Annotated in this window: 19 protein-coding genes; 4 read left to right on the top strand and 15 right to left on the bottom strand. The window is 54.5% G+C overall.

Annotation, left to right across the window (positions count from 1 at the left end; all coding sequences use genetic code 11):
- Positions 1-38: 38 nt before the first annotated feature.
- The 3 genes from BCV73_RS07725 to BCV73_RS07715 form a co-directional block, all read right to left on the bottom strand.
- A complete protein-coding gene (locus tag BCV73_RS07725; protein WP_256992769.1) occupies positions 39-1853 on the bottom strand; it encodes a spore germination protein in 1815 nt (604 codons plus the stop codon).
- A gap of 106 nt (positions 1854-1959) precedes the next feature.
- Positions 1960-2637 carry a response regulator gene (locus BCV73_RS07720; protein ID WP_089546639.1) on the bottom strand — a complete coding sequence of 226 codons (678 nt, stop codon included), beginning with the start codon at positions 2635-2637 and terminating at the stop codon, positions 1960-1962.
- Entirely contained in the window at positions 2634-3470 is an 837-nt protein-coding gene (locus tag BCV73_RS07715) for a sensor histidine kinase (protein WP_076169499.1), read from the bottom strand. The genes BCV73_RS07720 and BCV73_RS07715 overlap by 4 nt, the downstream gene beginning before the upstream one ends.
- A 172-nt stretch (positions 3471-3642) precedes the next feature.
- Between BCV73_RS07715 and BCV73_RS07710 the strand changes: the two genes are divergently transcribed.
- Positions 3643-4380 carry a polysaccharide deacetylase family protein gene (locus BCV73_RS07710; protein ID WP_089546638.1) on the top strand — a complete coding sequence of 246 codons (738 nt, stop codon included), beginning with the start codon at positions 3643-3645 and terminating at the stop codon, positions 4378-4380.
- A 7-nt stretch (positions 4381-4387) separates the two neighbouring features.
- Here BCV73_RS07710 and BCV73_RS07705 read toward each other — a convergent pair whose 3' ends face one another.
- Positions 4388-5056, bottom strand: coding sequence for an HD domain-containing protein (locus BCV73_RS07705; protein WP_089546637.1), 669 nt, complete (start codon positions 5054-5056; stop codon positions 4388-4390).
- Between the two features lie 107 nt (positions 5057-5163).
- Between BCV73_RS07705 and BCV73_RS07700 the strand changes: the two genes are divergently transcribed.
- The 3 genes from BCV73_RS07700 (at position 5164) to BCV73_RS07690 (ending at position 8309) form a co-directional block, all read left to right on the top strand.
- A complete protein-coding gene (locus BCV73_RS07700; protein ID WP_218828112.1) occupies positions 5164-5424 on the top strand; it encodes a YolD-like family protein in 261 nt (86 codons plus the stop codon).
- A 121-nt stretch (positions 5425-5545) separates the two neighbouring features.
- Positions 5546-6073 carry a YfiT family bacillithiol transferase gene (locus tag BCV73_RS07695; RefSeq protein WP_089546635.1) on the top strand — a complete coding sequence of 176 codons (528 nt, stop codon included), beginning with the start codon at positions 5546-5548 and terminating at the stop codon, positions 6071-6073.
- 82 nt (positions 6074-6155) lie between these two features.
- Positions 6156-8309 carry a YhgE/Pip domain-containing protein gene (locus BCV73_RS07690; RefSeq protein WP_089546634.1) on the top strand — a complete coding sequence of 718 codons (2154 nt, stop codon included), beginning with the start codon at positions 6156-6158 and terminating at the stop codon, positions 8307-8309.
- A gap of 83 nt (positions 8310-8392) precedes the next feature.
- On the opposite strand, the gene BCV73_RS07685 is transcribed toward BCV73_RS07690, so the two are convergent.
- The 11 genes from BCV73_RS07685 to BCV73_RS07635 all read right to left on the bottom strand — a co-directional run bounded on the left by BCV73_RS07685 (position 8393) and on the right by BCV73_RS07635 (position 20914).
- Positions 8393-9499 (bottom strand): Gfo/Idh/MocA family protein, encoded by a 1107-nt coding sequence (locus BCV73_RS07685; RefSeq protein WP_076167738.1) that lies wholly within the window; start codon positions 9497-9499, stop codon positions 8393-8395.
- A 14-nt stretch (positions 9500-9513) separates the two neighbouring features.
- Positions 9514-10236, bottom strand: a complete 723-nt coding sequence (locus BCV73_RS07680; RefSeq protein ID WP_076167741.1) for a ThuA domain-containing protein — start codon at positions 10234-10236, stop codon at positions 9514-9516.
- Between the two features lie 67 nt (positions 10237-10303).
- On the bottom strand, positions 10304-11467 hold the full coding sequence (locus BCV73_RS07675) for a Gfo/Idh/MocA family protein (protein WP_076169501.1): 1164 nt from the start codon (positions 11465-11467) through the stop codon (positions 10304-10306).
- 49 nt (positions 11468-11516) lie between these two features.
- Positions 11517-12590 (bottom strand): LacI family DNA-binding transcriptional regulator, encoded by a 1074-nt coding sequence (locus BCV73_RS07670; protein ID WP_089546633.1) that lies wholly within the window; start codon positions 12588-12590, stop codon positions 11517-11519.
- A 134-nt stretch (positions 12591-12724) separates the two neighbouring features.
- The gene (locus tag BCV73_RS07665) at positions 12725-15505 is read right to left on the bottom strand and encodes a CHASE3 domain-containing protein (RefSeq protein WP_089550147.1); all 2781 of its coding nucleotides are present in this window, start codon (positions 15503-15505) and stop codon (positions 12725-12727) included.
- Between the two features lie 363 nt (positions 15506-15868).
- Positions 15869-16663: an ABC transporter ATP-binding protein gene (locus BCV73_RS07660; protein ID WP_076167745.1), complete on the bottom strand. Its 795-nt coding sequence runs from the start codon at positions 16661-16663 to the stop codon at positions 15869-15871.
- On the bottom strand, positions 16663-17586 hold the full coding sequence (locus BCV73_RS07655; RefSeq protein WP_076167748.1) for an ABC transporter permease: 924 nt from the start codon (positions 17584-17586) through the stop codon (positions 16663-16665). Before BCV73_RS07655 ends, BCV73_RS07660 begins: the two co-directional genes overlap by 1 nt.
- Positions 17587-17649: 63 nt before the next feature.
- The gene (locus BCV73_RS07650) at positions 17650-18708 is read right to left on the bottom strand and encodes an ABC transporter substrate-binding protein (RefSeq protein WP_089546632.1); all 1059 of its coding nucleotides are present in this window, start codon (positions 18706-18708) and stop codon (positions 17650-17652) included.
- 234 nt (positions 18709-18942) lie between these two features.
- Positions 18943-19602, bottom strand: coding sequence for an HAD family hydrolase (locus BCV73_RS07645; RefSeq protein ID WP_084203755.1), 660 nt, complete (start codon positions 19600-19602; stop codon positions 18943-18945).
- Between the two features lie 160 nt (positions 19603-19762).
- Positions 19763-20695, bottom strand: coding sequence for a 1-phosphofructokinase (gene pfkB / locus BCV73_RS07640; protein WP_076167753.1), 933 nt, complete (start codon positions 20693-20695; stop codon positions 19763-19765).
- Between the two features lie 15 nt (positions 20696-20710).
- A complete protein-coding gene (locus BCV73_RS07635) occupies positions 20711-20914 on the bottom strand; it encodes a hypothetical protein (protein WP_089546631.1) in 204 nt (67 codons plus the stop codon).
- Positions 20915-20998 lie beyond the last annotated feature (84 nt).

Below are 20998 nucleotides of genomic sequence, written 5' to 3'. Positions count from 1 at the left end.
AATCTCGAATACATTTTGACGCTTCACATCATATCCGGTTACACTTCGCTCGGATCCTGTGTTTGATGCGGCTCATTCTCGTCCCTGTCCGCCTGTTGATTGCCCATCGCGCCTTCCCGGAACCGGACCGGGTTATTCCTGCTGATCAGCTTAGGTCTCTTCTTCATATAATCCTGAGGCATGCGCAGCATTGAATCTTTCATATCCGGATAGATCATCGGCGCATACGGAGCCATATAAGGAACATTCAGAGACTTAAGGCTGCATAGATGCAGAACAAGGATCAGCAGCATACAGGCAATCCCGTAGATACCAAACATCGATGCCGCAATCAGCATGACAAAACGGAGCATCCGTGCGGCAATCCCGATGTTATAGGCCGGGGACACGAAACTCGCAATGGCCGTCAGCGATACGACGATAACGACGACCGGGGAGACGATCCCGGCTTCGACTGCGGCCTGCCCCAGTACCAGGCCCCCCACGATCGAAATGGTGTTCCCGACGGACCGGGGCATCCGCACACCGGCTTCCCGCAAAATTTCAAAAACCGTTTCCATGATAAAGGCCTCGACAAAGGCGGGAAAAGGAACCCCCTCCCGCTGCACTGCCAGCTTCAGCAGCCAGGAAGTCGGAATCATCTCTTGGTGAAATCCGATGATGGCCACATAAAAGGAAGGCAGCAGCAGGCCGATGAGAAACGAGAAGTATCGCAGAAACCGAATTAAACTCCCCACATCAAACCGGTTGTAATAGTCTTCCGCCGCCTGAAAGAACATATTAAAGGTGGAAGGAAGCAGCAGAACAAACGGGGTTCCGTCAACCAGGATCGCTATCCGGCCTTCCAGCAGGCTTGCGGCGATCACGTCAGGACGTTCGCTGTGATAGATGGTTGGAAAAATCGTCTTATTCGTATTTTCGAGAAGCTCCTCAATATACCCCGACTCCAGGACGCCGTCGATATCAATGACCGAGAGACGTTTCCGGACCTCGTCCACATTTTTTTCGTCAACGATACCGTGAATATACATGATGCCTACGTCGGTTTGCGTCACTCTCCCCAGCTGCATTTCTTCCAGCCACAGATTCGGACTTTTGATTTTCCTTCTGAGCAGCGCCGTGTTCGTTCGAAGCGATTCCGTAAAGCCTTCGCGCGGGCCTCGGATGACTGTCTGCGACTCCGGCTCAGTGACGCTTCGCCGTTCTCCGCCTTTGGTGCTGGCGATAACCGCACTGCCAATCCGATCGATAAAAAGCAGCGTATCTCCGGACAGCAGATGCAGGTACAGCTTGCTCCAATCAGAGATCTGGTAAATCTCACCGGCGGCCAGCGCCTTTTCCTTGAACTGCTGCAAAAATTTCCTGTCTTCTTCTGACGTTATGCCTCTATACCCTCCATGAGAATCTTCTCCGAGCTCGTCTTCGGCCTCGTATCGGGCTTCGCCTTCTTTTCGTCCTTCCTCCGCATCCCGCTCCAATTCCCATGCTTCTACAAGCTCTGCTTCCGATGCGAACTGCTTGATTTCGTTCAAGACAGTTTCAATCGCAAACTCCGAAACCGATGTCGGGTCTACCAGACCGTCAACATATACAAAAGCAACTTTCCTGCCGAAGTTCCGGGCAAGGATTTCACGGATGACTATATCACCGCTTCCTCCCATGTCCCTTTTCAAACGATCCAGATTGCTTTTTAAATCAGAGGACAGCCTGTCCGGGTGCAGCTCTGCCGGATCCGTCCCCGCGGATTCCTGATACGGTGCGCCGTTCTTCCCAGCCCGGTTTGAAGGCTGCTGTTGTGTTGAAGCATTGCGGGATTTCTTTTTGCCGACCATCCGGGTCTCCACCTTGTCCATTTATGATGCTTATACTTTCCAATTCAGGGTAATTTCATCCAAGTCGGTTTCCATGCAAGCACAAAAAAACGCAGGGTTTACACCCTGCGCTGCTTAAAAACGGCAACTACTCTTTTTTCAATTTCTGGAATAACCCTTGCCGCCGGCTTACTAGTCCTTTCTCCAAGGCATAACGCGTCAGCTGGACCCGGTTCTCCAAATGAAGCTTCTGCAATATGTTTTTCAGGTGGTTTTTAACCGTCTGGTCAGAAATTTTGAGCTCGGCGGCAATTTCCTTGTTGGTAAGCCCCGAAGCCACCCAATTTAAAATTTCGCGCTCCCGCGCGGTCAATGTCTCATGATGCTCCGGACTCTTGGGGGCAAGCGGAAATTCCCTTAAAATTTGCGTGGCAAGTTCCCGGCTGAGCGGCGCTTCGTCGCTCATGATCCCCCGTAAATACTCAAGCCATGTCGACGGGGATAAATTTTTGAGCAGATAGCCCTGCGCTCCCTGCTTTAACGCCTCGAACAAATGCGTCACATCGTCCGACACCGTGATCATAACGATTTTGACGTAAGGATACTGCAGCTTGATCTGCCTTGTCGCCTCCAACCCGCCAATGCCCTGCATTTGGATGTCCATCAGGATCAGGTCGGGCATCAATAACTCGGTCATACTTACGGCTTCCTCGCCGCTGTGGGCCATGCCGATCACTTCAAACGCCGGGTCAGCCGACAGGATTTCGGTCACCGCTTCGCGCGCATGAGCGGAGTCATCGGCAACCAGCACTCTGAACGTATTCAATGGTTATGGGCCTCCTTTCTGATCTCCACCCGGCTGCCCCGCTGCATCGGCAGAATCAGCATTTTCCAGCCAAGCTCCTCGGCGCGCTCCTTCATGATCCGAAGGCCGTACCGGTCCTTCAAATGAAATGGATCCGTATGAATCCCCCGCCCGTTGTCATCGACGAAAACCGTCCAGCCCCTGCCGTCCAGCGTGCCTTTGATCGTCACCTTGGTGGCATGGGCATGCTTGTGAATGTTCAGCAGCGCTTCCCGGATGCAGGCCAGAAGCTCCACTTTTTCCTTGGCGCTCAGGGCCGCATCCGGAATGGACCATTCGATCCAGGGCTGGATCAGCGTTTCCTTGGCTGTATGTTCGATCCTTGAACGCATCGAAGCCTGATATTCCCGCTCCTCCGGCGATTCCGGATAGCGAAGATTGGCGATCGCCTGCCGCACGTACCGGTTCACCTCATGAACCGATTTGCGCAGCTCCTGGAAGTCCGCCGATTCCCGGGCTCCCCGGCCGCGCGACTCCGCCCGGTCCATCTTGACCGACAGCAGAAACAGGGACTGCGCGATGCCGTCATGCAGTTCCCTGGCAAGCAGATCCCGTTCTTCCAGCGCTGCTTTTTCCGCCCGCTCCCGGTTCAGCTCCTCCTGCACCTGTTCCAGCCTCCGGAACAGCATGCTGAGCAGGGTCATGCTAATAAAGAACAGAAACACCGGCGTAAGAAAATTACCCACCTTCATCGATATATAAGGCATCAGAAACGCATGCCTCGCATATTCCCATATCCCTACGGCCAGTGTAGGAATAATCAAAATCATCCACTTGATTTGTTTATAGGACATGCCTTGATCCGCACCTTCCCCGGGCACTCCCGGCATATTCAGACTTGTCTCTATTGTATCACGGCCCGCCCGGCGTATGTTAGAACGGTTCGTGTCACATACTACGAAGCGAACTTGTCTTTGTTTGGACGTTTGGATGGAAGCATCGACAACGAACAACCGGGAGGACCTTATGCGCACAAGGCTTTATGCAACGCTATCCATGCTGCTTTTGACAATTTCGGTGACGGCTGCTCCGGCGGCGGGGGCTTCTCCCGTAAACCAAGGCAGAGAGTACTATGAACAAAGGGGAGACGTCATCTGGGAGATTCCGAACCGGGAAAAGATTATAGCACTGACCTTCGATGACGGGCCGGATCCTGAGGATACGCCGCAGATTCTCGACCTGCTGAAGCAGTATCACGCAAAGGCAACGTTTTTTGTCGTCGGCAAACAGGTTCAGGAGCACCCGGAGCTGGCCAAGCGGCAGGTGGCCGAAGGCCATGAGCTTGCCAACCACACCTTCGACCATATGTATTTTAACCGCCGAAGCTCACCGGAGGTCATCGTGCGGGAGCTGCGGGAAACCCAGGAAGCCATATACCAGGTTACCGGTAAAAAAACCTACCTGTTTCGCCCTCCCGGAGGATATTATAACGACCGTATGATCCAAATTTGCAAGAAGGAGGGTTATCTCGTCGTTATGTGGTCCTGGCATCAGGACACCTGGGACTGGAACCGGCCGGGCGTCGCCAAGATCGTGAACAAGGTGCTGAACAACGCGCGCAACGGCGACATCGTCCTGATGCACGACCACGTGGAGGGCAAGTCCCAAACGGTCGACGCGTTAAAACAAATCCTGCCTGAACTGCAGAAGCGCGGATATCGCTTCGTTACCGTATCGGAGCTGGTAGAGTACAACATTCCTTGAGGGGCGTTTAAACGCGCCCCTTTTTTGGCGCTTCCTCCCCGGGCCATTCACGTTGGAATTGCGCAAGAAACTGCTCCATAAATGCATGGCGGGCAGCAGCCTCCCGCTGGGCCGCCGGCGTATTCATCAGATCTTTCAGCTTCAGCAGCTTCTCGTAAAAATGGTTCACCGTCGTCCCCTGCCGGCTGCGGTACTCCTCCTGGGTCATATTATTCCGCGGCGGCTCGGCGGGGTCATACATGAGTCTTCCCCTTGATCCGCCAAAGGCAAACGTGCGGGCAATACCGATCGCTCCGATGGCGTCCAGACGATCTGCGTCCTGCACGACCCGCCCCTCCAAAGTCGACATAGGCCTGCCGCCTCCGCCGCCATAAGACATGGTCCCGATGATCTCCAGCACATGATCCACGAGCGCTGCATCCGCCCCATGTTCCGTGAGCCAAGAGGAAATAGCTGCCATGCCCTCCTCTTTCGAAGCTACGATTTTCTCGTCGGCCAGGTCATGAAAAAGGGCCGCCAGCTCGCAGACGACCGGGTCGGCACCTTCCTGCTCCGCCAGCCTCTTCGCCCACTCCGCCACCCGGTAAATATGCCACCAGTCGTGGCCGGACGGCTCAGACTTTAAACGATCCTTCACGTATTCCCTTGCTTCCATAATCATTCGGTCGGTCTCCATATGCTTTCCTCCAAACAGCTTTATTTTTCTGAACAATCGCGGTTGAATCCGAACATATATTCGCCTATAATACAATGCATAGCTCTTTTAATAAATGAGGTGAAATGATGATTAACCGAACCTGTGAACCGTCGGCGAGTTTCAATTCTACCATGAAAGAGGCTGCTTGGACACAGACCAGCCGCTTGCTGGAGGAATCCCTCCGCCGTCACCTGAAAGTAACCCTGCACCTTGCCGGTGCCGGACCCGAACAAGAAATCCGGGGCTTCGTCACCGTGATTAACACCTATCTGGAAGAGATCAAGTTTAGAGCTGAAGACGAATGGCTGTGGATCAAATTCAGCGAGATCATTTCCGCGCATACATAAAGCCGGCTTGAAGGAACGTAAGGAACCCTTAGCGAAAAGGTTACAAGGGAAACCGCTTATATCATATTGGAATGCAATGGTTTCCCGTACACATATTACTGAGCAAACGGAGGAGTTAGCTATGACCGATGATTTGAAATATCCTATCGGACTTTGCGTAACGAAAAAAGAACTGACTGGAGATGAGCGTACAGCATTAATCGGCGAAATCCGCAGCCTGCCTTCGAAACTGCGGCAAGCCGTCAGCGGATGGTCCAAAGAACAGCTGGACACGCCTTATCGGCCGGGCGGCTGGACCGTCCGTCAAGTCGTGCACCATGTCGGAGACAGCCACATGAACAGCCTGATTCGGCTTAAACTTGCTTTAACCGAGGATAATCCGGTGATAAAACCTTATGAGGAGCAATTATGGGCTGAACTTGCGGATTCCGCGCTGCCTGATCCGGAGATTTCCCTGAATCTGCTGGAGGCGCTGCATGAACGGTTTGTGCTTGTTCTGGAAAGCTTGAACAGCGACCAGTGGCTCAGAACATACAACCATCCGGCAAACGGAGAAACCAATTTGAACGAGCATCTATGCACGTATGCTTGGCATGGCAACCACCATCTTGCGCACATCACGACCCTCAAAGAACGGATGGGCTGGTAAGGCGGGATTCAGGTTCTTCGGTATGACGCCCTTCCTCAAATGAAATACTAACCAAAATGGTATGATTGAGGCAGGTGTTCTCATGAGTAAAATCTTGTCCATCTACGGCAGAGATGTGAAAAACATTGTCACGAACTGGGCCGCGCTCGTCATCATCGCCGGTCTTGTTATGCTTCCTTCCCTGTACGCCTGGTTCAACATCAAGGCATCCTGGGATCCCTACGGCAATACCGGTGATATTGCGATTGCCGTCGCGAACAACGACAAAGGGACGACGATGAAGGGACAGTCGCTGAATCTCGGCAAGGAGGTCGTCGCCTCGCTGAAGGACAATCATAAGCTGGGCTGGAGGTTCGTCTCCGAGGCGGACGCCATGAGAGGCGTTCGGCACGGGGATTACTATGCGAGCATCATCATCCCGGACAATTTTTCGGCCTCGATTGCCACGGTGCTGTCGGACAACCCGACCCACGCCGAAATTTTGTATTATGTGAACGAAAAGATCAATGCGGTATCCCCGAAGATTACATCTTCCGGAGCCAGCGGCATCATCCAGGAAGTCAGCAAAAATTTCGTCAAAACCGCCAACGGCACGATTTTTAAAATTTTCAACGAGCTTGGCATCGAGCTGCAAAATCAGCTGCCGACCATTGAGAAGGTCCGTTCGCTGGTGTTTGAGCTAGAGAAAAATTTCCCGGAAATCAACCAAGCCGTAAACACGGCGGCGCAGGACATCCATACGACCAACGAGCTGGTATCCAAAGCTCAAGGGGCGCTGCCCATAGTGACCGACCTGGCCAAGAACGGGCAGCAGTTGGCGGCTGGTCTGGGCGATTTTATGGGCAAGGCTTCCACGGCTGCCAAGGATATCGCGCCGAACGTAAAGCAGGATCTGCTGCTTCTGCAGCAGACTTCCATGGCTACGGAGCAGCTGACCGCGCTGCTGAAGGATCCCGACGTCGATCCGAAGACTGCGCTTGATGCGCTGGACCGGATATCCTCCAGGTTAACTACCGGCCTGGAAGTGCAGGAAGCGCTGATCAGCTGGTTCGACCGGCTGAACCAGACCGCAGGCGGCCGACTGGATTTCGTCAGCTCCAAGCTGAAGCAGGTCCGGGACAAAATGCAGTCTCAGCTGACGCTTGTCAATCAAATCCGCAGCGGGGTAAAGAAAGGCGAGAAACCGGCCATGGATCTGGTGAATAAGCTGAACACAATCTCCGGCGAAGTATCCGATCTATTAGGGGACATCCTCGGGCGGTATGACAGCGAAATTCAGCCGGCGATCGAAAGCGGGCTGCAGAAGGCGGTCAAGTCCGCCGCCGAAGCGAAGAAGGTGATGGATTCTGCCGTTCAGAGCCTGCCGGACGTCAAGAAGGTGCTGTCCGACGCTTCCAAGGGATTGGCGATCGGCACGCAGGGCATTTCCGTCATCCAGAAGGAGCTTCCGGGCGTGGAAGCCAAAGTCAAGGAACTGGCGGACCGGATGCGCAAATTCGAATCGGAGGGCAACCTGCAGGAAGTCATCGACCTGCTGAAAAACAACTTCCAGCAGGAAGGACAGTTCTTCGCCGAGCCTGTCGTGCTGAAGGAGAATCAGCTGTTTCCGATACCGAATTACGGATCCGCCATGTCGCCCTTCTTCTCAACGCTGGCCCTCTGGGTCGGAGCGACGCTGCTCGTATCCCTGGTGACGACGGAAGTGCATTCGCCTGCAGCCGGAACGGATTATAATAGCATCCAGATTTATTTCGGGCGGTTTCTGACCTTCCTGACGCTGGCGCTGCTGCAATCGGTCCTCGTCACGGCAGGCGATATCTTCCTCTTGGGAACCTATGTGGTCGACAAAGGCTGGTTCATCTTATTCGGATTGGTCAACAGCGCTGTCTTTATGCTGATCGTCTACACCCTCGTTTCCGTGTTCGGCAATGTCGGCAAGGCGCTTGCCATCGTTCTGCTGGTGCTGCAGCTTGCTGGATCAGGCGGAACCTTTCCTATTCAGACGACACCGCCGTTCTTCCGAGCGATCCATCCGTTCCTTCCGTTCACCTACGGCATCAGCATGATGCGCGAAGCGGTGGGAGGCATGATCTGGAGCGTCGTTCGCAGCGATCTGCTCATCATGTGCGTGTATGTCGTGATCACGCTCGTGATTGGTCTTGCGCTGAAAGGGATCATCAATCAGCTTGCCGCTGGCCTCGTCAAGAAAGCGAAGGAAAGCAAACTGATTCATTGATCACGGTATAAAGGTATAAACCAAACAAGCCTCCCCAGCAGTCAAGCTGCTGACGGGAGGCTTTATGATTCATGCCTATTTCATTATTGATCCAATGTATAAGGTGCAAGGCCGGTAGGCATCGGTGCAGGAGGCGTGCAGGTGCTTTGCATCTCGTAATGCTTTTTCTCATCCGAAGCATCATGGAACGCCCACATGGCTTCCAGCACATGGTACGCCAGCTCACCGGAAGCCCGGTGAGGACGACCGCTCTGCAGCGCGTACGCCATGTCGGCTGCGGCGATACCGCGGGTATTCTCCGCGTAGCCGAACAGCAGGGGCTGTTCCTTCCACTCGGCTTCGCCGGCAATCCGGTACTGCACCTTGCCGCCGAAGTTGTTCGGATCAGGTACACGCAGCGTTCCTTTCGTACCGTAAATTTCGATGTTCGGCAGATTGCTGCCGCCGAATACGTCAAAGCTGGTGATGATCGTTCCAATCGCACCTTCGGCGAACTGGATCAGCCCGGCGACGTGGGTAGGGATTTCCACCGGTATTTTTTGACCGTATTTTTTGGAACTGGTGATCGTTCTTTCTTCCAGCGCCTTGCCGGTCATACCCGTGATGGTCTTGATCGGACCGAGCAGCTGCACGAGTGCGGTCAGGTAGTAAGGCCCCATGTCGAACATCGGTCCTCCGCCGGCCTGATAATAAAATTCGGGATCCGGATGCCAGGTCTCGTGACCTCCGCCGAGCATAAATGCCGTGGCAGCGACCGGACGTCCGATCAGCCCATCCTGGATCACTTTGAGGCAGGTCTGAATTCCGGCGCCGTAGAACGTTTCGGGCGCGCAGCCCACGCGCAGGCCTTTTTCCTTGGCGAGCTGGAGCACCTTCTGTCCATCTTCACGGGTGACGGCCAGCGGCTTTTCAACGTATACATGCTTACCGGCCTCAAGAGCCTGCAGGCAGACCGACGCATGCGCAGCAGGGATCGTCAGGTTGATCACGATTTGAATTTCGGGATCCGCGAGCAGCTCTTCAGGGGAATACACTCTGGGTATGCCGAATTCGGCTGCTTTTTCTGCGGCACGCTCCTTATCGATGTCAGCGCAAGCTACCAAATCCAGCACATCGAATTTTTTGCAGTTTTCCATATAAATGCTGCTGATTTTCCCGCAGCCGATAATGCCTACTTTGATCTGCTCCAAGAATAACCCTCCCCTTAATATTGGCTGTCTGCCATGCCGTTATATGCTGTCTCCGGCTTCCAGTCGGAGCCGGCTTCTTTGCCTTCGGCGGCCCATACGAAGCCGCGTCTCATCATTTCCTTCACCTGCGGCATGTCGACGATATCCGCATGGTGCCCGAGCGAATTGTAGAAGACGCGTCCACCGCCCCAGTATTTCGTCCAGACTACCGGCATGTCAACCGGTTTGTTGGCCGAATGCGGGCCATGAACGACCGGGAAGCGGGTTGTGGCGTGAACTTCCACCGCCGGATCCACATGCAGGTAATACTGCTCGCTCGCGACCTCGAAGTCCGCGATCCCCTGCAGCAGGGAGCCTTCCTCTTCGTCTGTCACGTTAACCATGTATCGAACCCCGTCATTCCCCGGGTGGGCGACCCACTGTCCGCCAGTCATGAACTGCCAATCGACCTGCGTCCGGAAGGAGTCGCACATGCCGCCGTGGCAGCCGGCAAGGCCCACACCGCTCTGCACGGCCTCCGACACGTTGCTCACCAGCTCATTCCGGATTTCTCCCATCGTCCAGCAAGGGACGATCAGATCAAGACCGAGGAGCTTCTCCTTGTCGGCAAACGCTTCCAGCGTATCCGATACTTCTACTTCAAACTGCTCGGCTTCCAGCACGTTTTTGAAAATCTCTGCCACCTGCTTGGGCTCATGGCCATCCCATCCGCCCCATACGATCAGTGCTTTTTTCATGCGGCTCGCTCCTTGTCTATGCTTGATATGCTCGCTACTCGTTACTCAATACCTTCGCCTGATTGGCTTACATTTCCGAAATTTCCACCCAGCGCCGCTCCTCGACGGAACGCTCCACCGCCTCAAGCACCGCCTGACATTTCACACCGTCGTGGAAGTTCGGGGAAGGCTGTCTGTCCTCGTGAATCGCTTCCATCAGCTCCAGCATTTCATGTGTAAACGTGTGCTCGAAGCCGATGGTGTGTCCAGCAGGCCACCAAGCATGCGAATACGCGTGAGCGGCGTCGGTCGCAAGCACCCGGCGGAAGCCCTGCACATCCTCCTGGTCGTCGGTAAAGTACACTTCCAGCTCGTTCATCCGCTCAAAATCAAACTTGACACTGCCTTTGCTGCCGTTGATCTCGAACGAGTTCGTGCTGCGGTGTCCCGCCGCAAACCGGGTCGCCTCAAAGCTACCCAGCGCGCCTCCTGTGAACCGGGCCATAAACAGGGTTGCATCATCGACGGTCACTTTGCCCATTGGTCCGCCCAGACTGCCTTTGGCGCTGAGTCCGGTCATATTTTCTGCGAGCGGTCTCTCCTTGATAAACGTTTCGCTCATGCCGATGACTTCCTGGATATCGCCGACGAGGTAGTGGGCCAAATCGATCAGATGGGCCCCAAGATCGCCGTGAGAGCCCGAACCCGCGATATCTTTCTGCAGCCGCCATACTAACGGGAAGGCAGGGTCCAGAATCCAGTCCTGCAGAAACCAGGCGCGGAAATGATAGATTTGTCCCAGCCGGCCGCTTTCGATCAGATTTTTGGCCAGCCGGACCGCAGGCGAGAACCGGTAGTTAAAGCCGACCATGTGCTTCACTCCCGCCTCCTCTGCAGCCTTCAGCATTTCACGGGAGTCGGCAAGCGTCAGGGCCAGCGGCTTCTCGCAGAAAATATGCTTCCCTGCCTTGGCGGCAGCCAGCGCGATGTCCTTATGCGCATCACTCGGCGCGTTGATGTCGATCAGGTCGATGTCATCCCGCGCCACCAGGTTTCGCCAATCCGTCTCCGTTTCGGCCCAGCCGTACTGCCCGGCCGCCTGCTGAACCGCATCGGCATCACGGCCGCAAATCGCCGCCATCTGCGGCTGAATCGGCGCCTCCGGGAAAAACATGGGCAGCGCCCGGTACGCATTGCTGTGGGCCTTCCCCATAAATTTGTAGCCTACCATGCCAATTCGCAGCGCTTTCATTTCCATCCGAATTCCTCCATCTCTTTGGTATATTGGACTTTCTGGCTCATTAGAGCCGCAGATTCTGGGACGATGCCCGGATGACCAGCTCCGTCGGAAGCATGATCCGAAAGGGTTCACCCGAAGCCGATGCTCCCTGCTCCAGCCGCTTCAGCACTTCAGCGACCGCAATTTCCCCCATTTCATAAAAAGGAACCTTTACGCTGCTCAGTTCAGGCGTCGTTACCTGTGAAGCATCCGAATTGTCATAGCCGAACATGGCCGGAAAACGCTCTTCAGACAGCCCAAGATCCCGGAGCCCCTGCATCAAGCCGATGGCCATCCGGTCGTTTGCGGCAAAGACGGCATCCACCTGATCGATGACCTTCATTAATTCGGAAGCAGCGGTGATGCCGCTGCTGCGGCTGAAGTTTCCACGGAAGATCCGTTCCTCCTCCAGCACCAAACCCGCCTCGGCCAGCGCTTTCTCGCAGCCTTGAAGGCGATCCCGGCTGTTGGAGTAGGTCAGCGGCCCATTCATGAACGCGATCCGGCGATATCCCTGTTCGATCAGATGGCGGACCGCCATATAGCTGCCCTGTACATGGTCTGCATCGACCTCACTGAAGGGCTCGCCTTCAAAGTGCTGATTGATCAGGCAGAAAGGCAGTCCTTCCTCTGCGAGACGGCGAAGGGCCAGCAGTTCTTCCGGATCATCCTTCGCCCCCAGGATGATGCATGTATCGATTTTATGCGCATGAAACCAGCGGACATAATCCATGGACTCGCCGGGCGTCTGAAACAGCAGCAGGATATCATGACCCAGCTCCCTCGCTTTGCTGCCGATTCCGCTTAAAATTTCCGAGAAGAAAAAGCTCGAAAACATATGCACCTTCGGCACATATGGAAGAACGACACCAATGTTGCCGCTGCGGCTGGTCGCAAAATTACGGGCCAGTGCACTGGGAACGTAATTCAGCTTCTTGGCAGCTTCCATGACGCGTTGTCTCGTTTCTTCTTTCATGGGGCCGACTCCGTTGAGCACCCGCGACACCGTCGCTTCCGATACCCCGGCTAGTTCGGCCACCTCTTTGCGGGATGCGATGGCAACTCCCCCTTTTCCGAATGATGTACGCGCGTACATTTTCTCACCTAACCATCCTATTGTCAAGGCAAGTTTTTCAAAAAAACGCTCCGATTTCGGCGGTTTAACCAAATAAAAAGCGACCGAACCGGAGACTTCCCGCTGGGTCGCTTTTTATTGAATCGATCACTATATCAAATTTCCGATCTCGTCAGCCAAACTTTAATTCTGGCAATCACTTCATTGATGTTCAGCGGTTTGCTCAAATAGTCGGACGCGCCGGCCGCCAAGCACTTATCCCGATCCTCTTTCATCGCCTTGGCGGTCAACGCAAGGATCGGCAGATCGGTCATCTCCAGCGTCTGGCGGATATTCCGCATCGTCTGGTAACCGTCCATTTCCGGCATCATAATGTCCATCAGAATCATATCGATATCCGGTTCGGCCTGAAGCAAGTCCAGGCACTCGTATCCGTTCTGTGCGGTGAGCACCTGCATATTATATCTCTCCAAGGCATTGGCCAGCGCATATACGTTTCGAATGTCGTCATCAACAACGAGGATTTTCTTCCCATCGAACAAGGCCGAGTCTTCCAGGAACATATCCTCTGCGGCCGGCAGATCGGCGGCAGGCTCTTCCGCATGAAGCCGACTTCCCGCAGGACGCGCAGCCTGCGCCGAAGCCGTACTTGACGGACCGGAGATGGCTGCTGCTGCCGCTGCCTCGGCTTGCATCACAAGCATCGGCGACTCATCGACATACTCGGTCTGGTAAGGGAGGTAAAGGGTGAACGTGCTTCCTTTGCCGGGTTCGCTCTCCACGACCAGCTCTCCTCCCAGCAGTTTGGCGAATTGAAGCGAGATGGACAGTCCGAGTCCTGTGCCGCCATATTTCCGCGCCGTTGCTCCATCCGCCTGTTTAAAGGCCTCGAAGATCACCTGCTGCTGCTCGTCGGTAATTCCGATTCCGGTATCGCGAACCGCGAAGGCCAATGTCTCATAAGGCATGTAAAACTGCTGGGTCGAAACCGAGTCGAGCTTGTATATGCTTAAAGACACTTCCCCGCGTTCGGTAAATTTGAACGCATTGGACAACAGGTTCCGCAATATTTGATGGAGTCTTAACTCGTCGCTGAAAAAGACCTCGCCTACGTTCGGCGCGATTTCGACTTTGAAGTCCAGCGACTTGGCCTCGGCCGTTTTGGCAAAGTAGCGGTACATGATCTCCGGCAGCTCACCCGCGTTGATCGAGCTGATATCCAGCTGGATCTGTCCCGATTCTACCTTGGATAAATCCAAAATATCGTTGATCAGCCGCAACAGATCCGTACCGGAGGAATGGATGACGTTGGCGTAATTGACCTCTTCCTCCAGCAGCGTTCCGTTCTTGTTCTCCGACAAAATCTGGGACAGAATAAGCATGCTGTTCAGCGGAGTGCGCAACTCGTGCGACATGTTGGCCAAAAACTCGGATTTATAATTGGAACTGAGCTTCGCCTGTTCCGCGTATTTTTCCATCTCGGCCGCCGCTTCCTCCGCCTGAGCTTTCTGATACTCCAGTTTATCATTCAAGCTTTGGAGCTCGTCGGTTTGCATCTGCAGCTCTTCGGACTGAACCTGCAGTTCTTCCGTCTGCACCTGCATCTCCTCAGACTGGGCCTGGAGCTCTTCATTCATCGTCTGGGCTTCCATATACAAGCGCTGGATTTGCGCTCGGTTGATCACGCTGTGCATCGTGACGCCAACCGTATCCAAGAGCTGCCGCAGCATGTCCAATTGATGCTTGCTGAACGTCACCAGCGCGGCAATTTCGATCACAGCCAGCGTCCTGCCCTCGAACACGATCGGAGCAACAGCAAGATAGGTCGGAACGGCGCTCCCCAATCCCGAGGAGATGTGTATGTAGTTGTTCGGTATCCGGTCCAGCGTGATCATGCTCTGATCGGCGGCACACTGGCCGACAAGTCCCTGACCCCAGGCGATGACCGATTTGCCTGCCTTACCCTCGTGTTCTCCTGCATAGGAAGCGAGCCGCACCAGCTCCTCCTCCTTGGCTTCGTACAATACGATATAAGGCACCTGGAAAATGGAAGCGAGCCGATTGACAAACACGCGGCTAAGACTGGCCAGGCCCGCTTCGTTCTGAAGCAGTGTAGCGGTGGCGGCAATCTGCTCCTTCATTTCATTCTGCTGCTGCACTTCCCGAAGCAGGTCGTTCGTTGCACTGCCGAGTTCTGCGATTTCATCGCGCGTGCGGGTATGGATGCGCTTGTTCAAATTGCCGCCTGAGGCGATGTCACGAATTGTGCCCGTAACTTCCTTGATCGTCGTAACGATATTTCTGGAGATCAGCACGGCTGCTGAGATGGATACGGCCGCGAGCACAATCCAAAGAAGATAGATGATCGTGATCAGTCTGCGGTTATTGTCCTCAAGCGTCTGCACCCGCTCGCTCGTCAGCCCTTTCTCCGTGTCCAAAAACGCCGTTAATTTTTCCCGCATGGCGTCCATTTCCGGCTTGCCCGGGTCACGTTGGAAAAATGTCCGAACTTCAGCATCCTGACCGCTGCGCTTCATCTCAATGGACGGCTTGCCTGCGATCTCAATCCATCGGTCGATATTGGCCTTGATGTCCTCCAGATTTTTCTGCTGCTCAGGGTTGTCCGCCAGCAAACGATACAGCTGGTTGTACTCGCTCTCCCATTTCGAGCTGGCCGCTGTGTACGGCTCCAGATAGCTCGTGTCTCCCGTGATCATATATCCGCGCTGGCCTGTCTCCATGTCCAGCAAGGACTTTTCAATGTTGTGGGCCAGGTCATGGACCTCGATGTCATGCTGGCTGATAAAATCGGTTTCCCGCTGCAGCGAAGCAACCCGGCTCGAAATCACTCCCAGGAACACCACAACGCACACGAGCACAAAAATATATCCAAGAATAATCTTGGACCGAATGCTGAGCCTCATCTTTCCTAACAAAATCGAAACCTCCATCCAACGGGTGTTCTCTTTCTTCTAATAACTATAGAGTGACCAGTTCATTCAATATAGTATTTTAGAACTTGTTGGAACGAATATCAATAACTAGAGTTATCTTCGAGGCAGGATGAACCGTTGACGGGCCGCATCGCTGAAGCCCGCTGCAGGTGGTTTTCAGTGGATCCACCAAAGCAGTCCTTTGTATATTTGTATGGAAAACGTATGGATAACAACTGTGTCCATTATCGTCTAATCGATGATTCTCCTGCTCGGATTCAATAGATTCTCCACGTTGCTTCAGCAAAAAAGAGGCCTCCGCGGCTTTAACCGCGAAGGCCCTCTTCCCTTCATTCTTCAAAGATATTATCCCAGGACAACCCTGTCGTCGGACAGCTTATGTCCGCTGATTTGCTCGAATTCAGCCAGCAGCTCTTCGACGGTCAGCGTCTTTTTTCGCTGTTCGTTGATGTCCAGAATGATTCTGCCTTTGTCCATCATGATCAAACGGTTGCCGAGCCGGATCGCCTGCTCCATATTGTGCGTGACCATCAGGGTCGTCAGGTTCAGCTCCCGAACAATCCGGTCGGTGAGCCGCGTGATCAGCTCCGCCCTTGCAGGGTCCAGCGCCGCGGTATGCTCATCCAGCAGCAAAATTTGCGGCTTGGTGAACGTGGCCATCAACAAGCTGAGCGCCTGACGCTCTCCTCCGGACAGCAAACCGACCTTCGCCCGCAGCCGCCCTTCCAGGCCGATGCCGAGCTTGGACAGCTCTTCCTTGAACATCGCCCGCCGGCCGGACTTGATGCTCAGCCCCAGTCCTCTCTGCTTGCCTCTCGTATAAGCCATTGCCAGGTTTTCCTCGATCGTCATGTGGGGAGCGGTGCCCGCCATCGGATCCTGGAATACGCGGCCGATCCAGCGGCTCCGGCGGAATTCCGGAAGCTGGCTGATCACCGCTCCCTCGATCCGCACATCCCCTGCGTCGGGCTTCATGACGCCGGAAATGATGTTCATGAGCGTGGACTTGCCCGCCCCGTTACTTCCGATCACCGTGACGAAGTCGCCAGGATTCAGCTTCAATGAAATGTCGTGCAACGCAATTTTTTCATCCGGCGTGCCCGGATTAAACAGCTTCGATACTCTGCTCAGCTCCAGCATCAGAAATCACCTCCAACCGTCCGGCCTGTTCTGCTGCCCAGCTGGCTGGACAGCTCTTCGGTTCGGCGCTTGGCCAGCTGCTTCTGACGAAGAGCGCGCCTTGCGGTTGGAAGCACCAAAGCGATGATCACGATGATGGCTGTGATGAGCTTCAGGTCGGACGTATCGAGCCATTCCACCCGGAGCGCGAGCGCCACGACGATCCGGTACACGATCGCCCCGAGCACGACGGAAATGGTCGTATGGATCACATTCGTCGCTCCGAATATCGCCTCACCGATAATGACGGAAGCCAGCCCGATGACGATCATGCCGATCCCCATGGAAATATCCGCGAATCCTGACTGCTGGGCAACCAGTGCGCCGGAGAGGGCGACCAGTCCATTGGCCAGGCTGACGCCGAGAACCGTCGTCGTATCCGTGTTGGCGCCGAAACTGCGGATCATCCGTGCGTTATCTCCCGTTGCGCGTAATGCAAGCCCCAAATCGGTCCGCAGGAACAGATTCAGCAGAAGCAAAATCAGGATCACCGCGATCGGCATCGTAATGAAAGCGTTCACGGATGAAAAAACGGTGCTTTCCCCAAGCAGGGACGTGTTCGGTTTTCCCATAATCCGCATGTTGATCGAATACAGCGCAATCATCATGATAATACCGGATAACAGTGCATTGATTTTCCCCTTGGTATGGAGAAGTCCCGTACAAATTCCCGCGAGAAGCCCGCCGCCGAACGCCGCCAGGCTTGCCAACCAAGGATTGTAGCCGTGGGTAATCATCACGGCGGCGATTCCACCGCCGGTGGTGAAGCTGCCATCCACCGTCAGATCCGGAAAATCAAGAATGCGATAAGTGATATATACGCCGAGCGCCATCAGCGAGTACAGCAGCCCGAGCTCAAGTGCTCCCAGTAGTGAATCCAGCATGGTGTCAGCCTCCCTTATGACGAAGGGAGTGGACGAAGATTCCGGCCACTCCCCATCGCTCGATTACTGAATAATATCGTTTTCTTTGTCCGTTACTTTGTCTTTCATGGCGTCGGTTACTGTGATTCCCTGCGCTTCAGCCGCCTTCAGGTTCAGAATCAGGTCCAGCTTCTCCTGCATCGTCACTTTCATATCGCCCGGCTTCTTGCCGTTCTTCAAAATATCGACCGCCATCTGGCCTACCTGGTAGCCATGGTCATAGTATTTAAAACCGACCGTAGCAAAGGCTCCCTTCTCGACCGTATCCCGGTCGCTGGAGAAGAACGGAATGTGCTTCTCGTTCGCCAGCTGGATAATGGAATCCACGCCGTCAACGACGGTGTTATCCAGCGTAATGAACAGCGCATCCACCCGTCCCATCAAGGACTCGGCAGCCTGCTTCACTTCCGATGTGTTCGTTACTGCCGCGCGCACCAGCTTGATGTTATGCTTTTTCAGCGTTTCCTCGGCATTTTTGGCCATCACGATCGCGTTAGGCTCGCCTTCGTTAATGACGATCCCGACGTTCTTCACGTTCGGGAAGCTCTCAGCGATGAAGTCCATCAGCCGTTGAACCGCTTCCGGATTCGTGTCCGAGCCTCCGGTTACGTTGCCCCCTGGCTGATCCAGATTCGAGACGATCTTGGCATCCAGCGGGTCGGTAACTGCCGCGAACAGCACCGGCGTATCTTTGACCTGCTGTACCAGGGCTTGCGCCGAACCGGTAGAAATGCCAAGAACGAGATCATTTTTACCGGAGGCGATCTTTTGGGCAATGGAAAGGTTGTTAGCCGGATCTCCCTGCGCGTTGTTGAAATCGATCTTCAGGTTATCGCCTTCCGTAATCCCCGCATCCTTCAATGCGGCGATGAAGCCCTCGCGCGTGGCATCCAGGGAAGGATGCTCGACGATTTGCGAAATGGCTACGGTGTAGGTCTTTTTGTCTGTGCTACCTGCATCGGTCCCGGTCCCGCTACCTGACCCGGCTTCACTGGACTTGGTGCCCGAGTTTCCGCAGCCGGCCGCCATGGTTACGAGGAGTGCGGACATCACGACGGATAATAGCAAATTTCTCTTTTTCATGTTCATAACCCCTTCCGATTCTCTTCTTTAGCACTTTCATATACGAAAGCATTAAAGTAAATAAGTGCGAAAAATACCGTATCAAGCGGACACACGGGTGCATGAACTGCCTGCCCGGATATTTTTCATAGAATTAAATAACCACTGGATTATTCATTATCATAAGGGGCACTGCCAATATACGTCAATCAATAAGTTGCAAAAAAGTACAGGTTTTTCCGGGCTTTTGCAGCCTTACGCTTCCAGCTCCCGGACAAGATCCTGCAGCTTCATCTCCGACATGCTGGGAATCATCATATCATAGCCTTCAAAAGGGAAGGTCTGGGTCATCGAATTAGGCACGATCACCGTATGTACGCCTGCTCCTTTGGCTGCAATAAAGCCGTTAAGCGAATCTTCAAAAGACACCGCCTGATCCGGGGTTACTTCCAGCTTCTGCAATGCCAGCAGGTACAGCTCGGGATCCGGTTTGACCTTGGACACGAGGTCCGCAGTACAAATAACGTCGAAGTAAGATTCCAGTTCGAATTTGTTGAAATATGGTTCAATCCAGTTGTAATAAGAGCTTGATGCCAGCGCGATCTTCAGCCCGAGCCGCTTGGCCTCCGCCAAATAGTCCTCAACCCCCGGTCTGACTTCAACATCCTTGAGCAGCTCCCGGTAGATGACATTGACCTGTTCCTTGACGAGGGCCGGATCTACTTCCCTGCCCAGGCACTCGGACAAATACGTATACGGATTAAATACATCGAAATTGGTGCCGACGCACTTCGCGTACGTCTCCAGCGGTAGTTCGGTGCCATGCTCCCGGTAAATCTCACAGAAAGCGTGATAGGCCGGCGTTTCAGTATCGACGATGAGACCGTCAAAATCAAAAATCAATGCTTGAATCAAGCCGTTCACCCCTTCTTTATCTTAGTCGATGGGCTGTAAAGCCGCATTAATAGATTCGCCTTGCGGCAGGGCTATTCCTCCCTGATATCACCATGTAGTCAAACAGGCCGCGATTCAGGAACCGCAGCCTGTGCACAAATATAAAGCTGTCATTCGGAGCTTACATTCTGCTGATCTCCACTTGGCCAAGCAGCCGGCGGAAGGTGTCCGGATCGACGCTGCCGGCCATGGCCGATAAGGCGTTCGCCGTCCCCGCGGCAGCGGCCATAGCGATGCCCTCCTCGGCGGGGAGCTGCTTCAGCAGCGACACGGCCATGCCCGCCACAAAAGAATCACCGCAGCCTACCGTATTGACCACCTGAATCGGAGGGGTCACGGCACGATAACGTCCCTGCGAAGTGACCGTCAGCGATCCGGCACCCCCGAGCGACACGCAGACGCGCTCCATCCGGTACTCGCGGAGCAAGTCTTCCATCGCCCGGAGCAGCTCCTGCTCATCCCGGATGCCCGTGCCAAGCAGAGCAGCAACCTCTTCTTCGTTGGGCTTGATCATATCCGGATTTGCCTGCAGTCCGAATCGGAGCGCGTCACCGCTGGCGTCAAGAATCACATATGCCCCTTCCTTCTTGGCCGCGCCGACAAGACGGATGTAATAATCGGCCGGGGCCCCGGCCGGCAGGCTGCCGCTGATGCAGACGACTTTCGATGTACGTGCCAGTGCGGACATCGTCTGCACCATCGCGTCAAGTGCCCGGTTATCCACCACCGGACCGGGCTCCAGAAGCTCTGTCGACGACCCGGTCTCTTCATCGATGATGTTGAGGCATAGTCTCGACTCCCCTTCCACGGCGACAAATTGATGCGCAATGCTCATATCATCCAGCTGCTTCTTGATGATTTCCCCGTTCATGCCGCCGACGATGCCCGAAGCGGTAACCTCTGCCCCGAGCTGTGCGGCGACTTTCGCCACATTAATGCCTTTCCCCCCGGGGGCTGCCAGATATTGTCTGACCCGGGATACCTTCCCGTGCGGAAATGCCGGCAAGTAGTATGTTTTGTCAATGGCTGCGTTCATCGTTACGGTCGTTATCATAAGATCCCATCCCATCTATGGCTTGATTTCGCAAGGCAGCTCCGATGCCTGTATCTCCGCCGTGTGGTGCCATCTGCCTTCATATTTCAATGTTTGGAAAGCTTTGTTCCAGCTTGGGGTTGACGAATGCAGGCTTCCGGACGAGCCCGAAACCACGAGCACGATTCCTCTATATAGCACGACAGTGCCGATTTCCTTGCGGATAAACCATGGCTGCATTCCTCATAGACCTGCAAAACATGGGAATTCTATGTATGCCGGCACTTCTCGCTGCACGTGAACGGTCAGATTAATACTCAGGAG

It is taken from the genome of Paenibacillus sp. SSG-1, from assembly GCF_002224835.1.
GTDB classification, from domain to species: Bacteria; Bacillota; Bacilli; order Paenibacillales; family Paenibacillaceae; genus Paenibacillus_AQ; species Paenibacillus_AQ favisporus.
The sequence above is the reverse complement of the archived record's forward strand: the minus strand, read 5'-3'. Positions and strand labels throughout refer to the sequence as shown.